General features: G+C 60.0%; 4 protein-coding genes and 1 pseudogene. 3 read left to right on the forward strand and 2 right to left on the reverse strand.

Annotation, left to right across the window (positions count from 1 at the left end; translation table 11 throughout):
• The 3 genes from AACY08_RS27365 to AACY08_RS27375 form a co-directional block, all read left to right on the forward strand.
• Positions 1 to 850: Tn3 family transposase (locus AACY08_RS27365; RefSeq protein ID WP_339472243.1), on the forward strand; the 850-nt coding region annotated here is incomplete at its 5' end.
• A gap of 179 nt (positions 851 to 1029) precedes the next feature.
• Positions 1030 to 1212, forward strand: a complete 183-nt coding sequence (locus AACY08_RS27370) for a hypothetical protein (RefSeq protein ID WP_143274547.1) — start codon at positions 1030 to 1032, stop codon at positions 1210 to 1212.
• Positions 1209 to 1400: a hypothetical protein gene (locus tag AACY08_RS27375; RefSeq protein ID WP_305738060.1), complete on the forward strand. Its 192-nt coding sequence runs from the start codon at positions 1209 to 1211 to the stop codon at positions 1398 to 1400. Before AACY08_RS27370 ends, AACY08_RS27375 begins: the two co-directional genes overlap by 4 nt.
• A gap of 438 nt (positions 1401 to 1838) precedes the next feature.
• Here AACY08_RS27375 and AACY08_RS27380 read toward each other — a convergent pair whose 3' ends face one another.
• Both AACY08_RS27380 and AACY08_RS27385 read right to left on the reverse strand, forming a co-directional pair.
• Entirely contained in the window at positions 1839 to 2522 is a 684-nt protein-coding gene (locus AACY08_RS27380) for a DUF4158 domain-containing protein (RefSeq protein WP_339472244.1), read from the reverse strand.
• A 70-nt stretch (positions 2523 to 2592) separates the two neighbouring features.
• Positions 2593 to 2691: pseudogene (locus AACY08_RS27385) on the reverse strand (urease accessory protein UreG); the annotation flags it as partial.

Raw genomic sequence — 2691 nt, forward strand, 5'->3', positions numbered from 1 at the left:
TTCGCATATTCTCGATCAGTGGCCGATTATCTACGATCAGGCTATCGTGCTCAACCAGCGCCAGGCCGGGGTCGCACTTGAAGGTGTGCTGCAGCAGCAGATCGCCGAGCTGCAGCGCCTGGCGGTCGACACCCACGGCTTCACCCATTTCGCAATGGGATTGGCCAAGGTTCTGGGCTTTGACCTATGCCCCCGCCTTGCGGGCTTTTCAGGGCGCAAGCTCTACCTGCCGCGCGGTGTTGCTGTGCCCGCCCGGCTTGAGCCGATCGTCGAGCGTGTACCGCTCGGCCGCACGGCACGCAGCGGATGGGATGGTCTCCAGCATATCGCGGCCTCGCTCCAGAGCGGGTATGGTTCCGCCGCGACCATCATCGAGCGGCATGGCAGCGCCGCACGGGGAAACCCGGTCTATGAATGCGGTACCGTGGTCGGCAAGGTCATGCGTAGCGTGTTCATGCTCGACTATCTCGTCAACCCAGAATTCCGGCGCGAGGTTCATCGGCTGCTTGCCCAGGGTGAATCGCTCCATGCCCTGCAGCGCGCATTGTTGACCGGACGGATCGAGGCCAAGCATGGCCGAGCCGAGGATGATGCAAACGCCATCAGCGGGGCCATCTCCTTGCTCACCAACGTCGTGCTGGCTTGGAATACCGCGGCGATGCAGACCGAAATTGAGGCCAATCCTGCCCTCTACCCAACTGAGCATCTGACGCATATCGCGCCCGTCGCGCACCGTCACATCAATATGAAGGGCGTCATGCGTTTCACCATCGAGCAACACCACCAATTGGTGCGTAACGGCGCCGGAAAAGTCCAAAAAGCTCCCAGCTCTGGGAATTCAAATACTTAGAAAAATAGAACCTTCAAAAATGGCTGTTTTCCGCCAATCCCACTACCGCTACTTTTGGGGGAATGTTACGGGAACCCCGATCCCGAACACACCCGGGAACTCACCGAACAACTACGCGCGGCCGGCGTCCCGGTGTGAACCGTGCGAAACCTGTCAGTCATATCGAAAGGATGAAATCCGTGTTCGCCAAGACCATCACCGCAGCAGGCGTGATCGTCGCGCTGTATCTCGCATACCACCATGCTTGGTCCGGCATGGTCATCGCCGGCCTTGTCGCCATCCTGGCCGCACGGTGGAGCGAGTTGTCCCGCATGCGTCGCATCTGGCGCGGCGATCGTGCTGCCCGGGAGGTCCAGTCGTGAAGTTGCCGGGCTGGGCCTTTGGCGCTCTCACCGGTGTCCTCGCCGTCGCGCTGGGTGCGCTGATCGAAGGCGTCTTCGTCCATCCCTGGCCCGAGGTGCTCCACAACCTGTCGATCAAGACGGCGATCATGGTGCCGGTATTCGCCCTGACCTACCATTTCCTGTTCGGGAGGCAGCGTGGTCACTGATCTCGACACTCTCGTTATCGTCGATGGCATCTGGGCTTGCCGGGCATGATCGGGCGAAACTGGACCAGCAAAAGCGCTGTTGTGCGCTTATCATGCTTGCTGCCTGTGCTCGCCGGCATGGTCCTTCCGGCAATCAGTAGGCGGTTCCACTGGTCGATCGGCATCACACCGAGCTTTGTAATGCTGACGTTGGCTATAGGATGGACCGGTTTCGTCGTCTGGCGAACAACCATGAACGCTCATCAACGCGGCGACTATTTTGGCGATATCGGCCCCTGACACCATGGCGATGCCGTTGGCAGATAATGTGAGCAGGTGATTATGATGGCGAGCAGCGCTGGATGTTGGTGAGCACATTGGCAGATAGCGTGAGCAAATCGTTTTGCTCATTGTCAGATAATCCGAGCAGAAATCCGCTCCGTTTGCGAGCAGATGCCGCTACGTTGGCAAGCGCCTACATGTACCGGTGGTGGGCTTGCGCAGCCATTCAAACAGCGTCTCGCCCGTTTCCTCGTCATGGACGGCAGACAAATCCTGGACCCAACGCTGCACGCATTGCCCACCAACTGTTTGCATCATCTCTGCGCGAATGGACTTGGTGACATAGGCTTGAGCAGCTGCCACCCGGTCTTCGATCCGGCTTTGGCCCGGCAGCACCCAATGGTGCTCAAAAAGCCAGATCATCGCCTGGCGCGTGAGCGCCGCGCTGTCGAAGCTCTGGGTCGCCATGCGGCGCAAATGGCCGGTCAGGGCGCGCTCGCTGGCGTCGCTATAATCCCTGAAGGCCAGCGCGGCCATCGCAGCCTGCTGGTGATGATAAAGCGTCATCCGTCGCCGGTAGATCGAACGGATCGACGCCAATTGCGGAGCCGAAATATCCGCTGCCTGGCCGGCGCGCGTCAGCACAGCTGGCGGGATCACTTGCACCGAATTCAGCGAACGCCCGGTGAGGCGCAGAAAGCCGATCTGCAGCACCAGCCCCAGGCGAGTCAGCGGTGTCCGCCGCGCTCCAACCATCCGGGCGATATCATCGTCCAGCATGAAAAGCTCATCAATCTCAGCGACAGTAAGCGTGTCCGGAAACGTCGTCAGCCCCAGATACTGCGCGCGCCAATCCTGCATCGACTCGAACCCCGCCGCTTTACAGAGGAAAGGCTACAAACATCCATGACCGGAGTCCCAAAATGTGGGTGTCGCTGTTCATCAGCTCCAGCGAGGCGCCCACCAGCGGTGCCAGGTCGATCTTGTTGATCACCAGCAGGTCGGATTTGCAAATACCAGGCCCGCCCTT

Source organism: Pseudomonas sp. EL_65y_Pfl1_R83 (assembly GCF_963970695.1).
In the GTDB taxonomy this organism is placed as follows: Bacteria; Pseudomonadota; Gammaproteobacteria; order Pseudomonadales; family Pseudomonadaceae; genus Aquipseudomonas; species Aquipseudomonas tritici.

What these genes read in the sequence shown, in the direction of transcription:
- AACY08_RS27380 (WP_339472244.1), bottom strand. Translation starts at nt 2,522, where the DNA reads ATGCAGGATTGGCGCGCGCAGTATCTGGGGCTGACGACGTTTCCGGAC.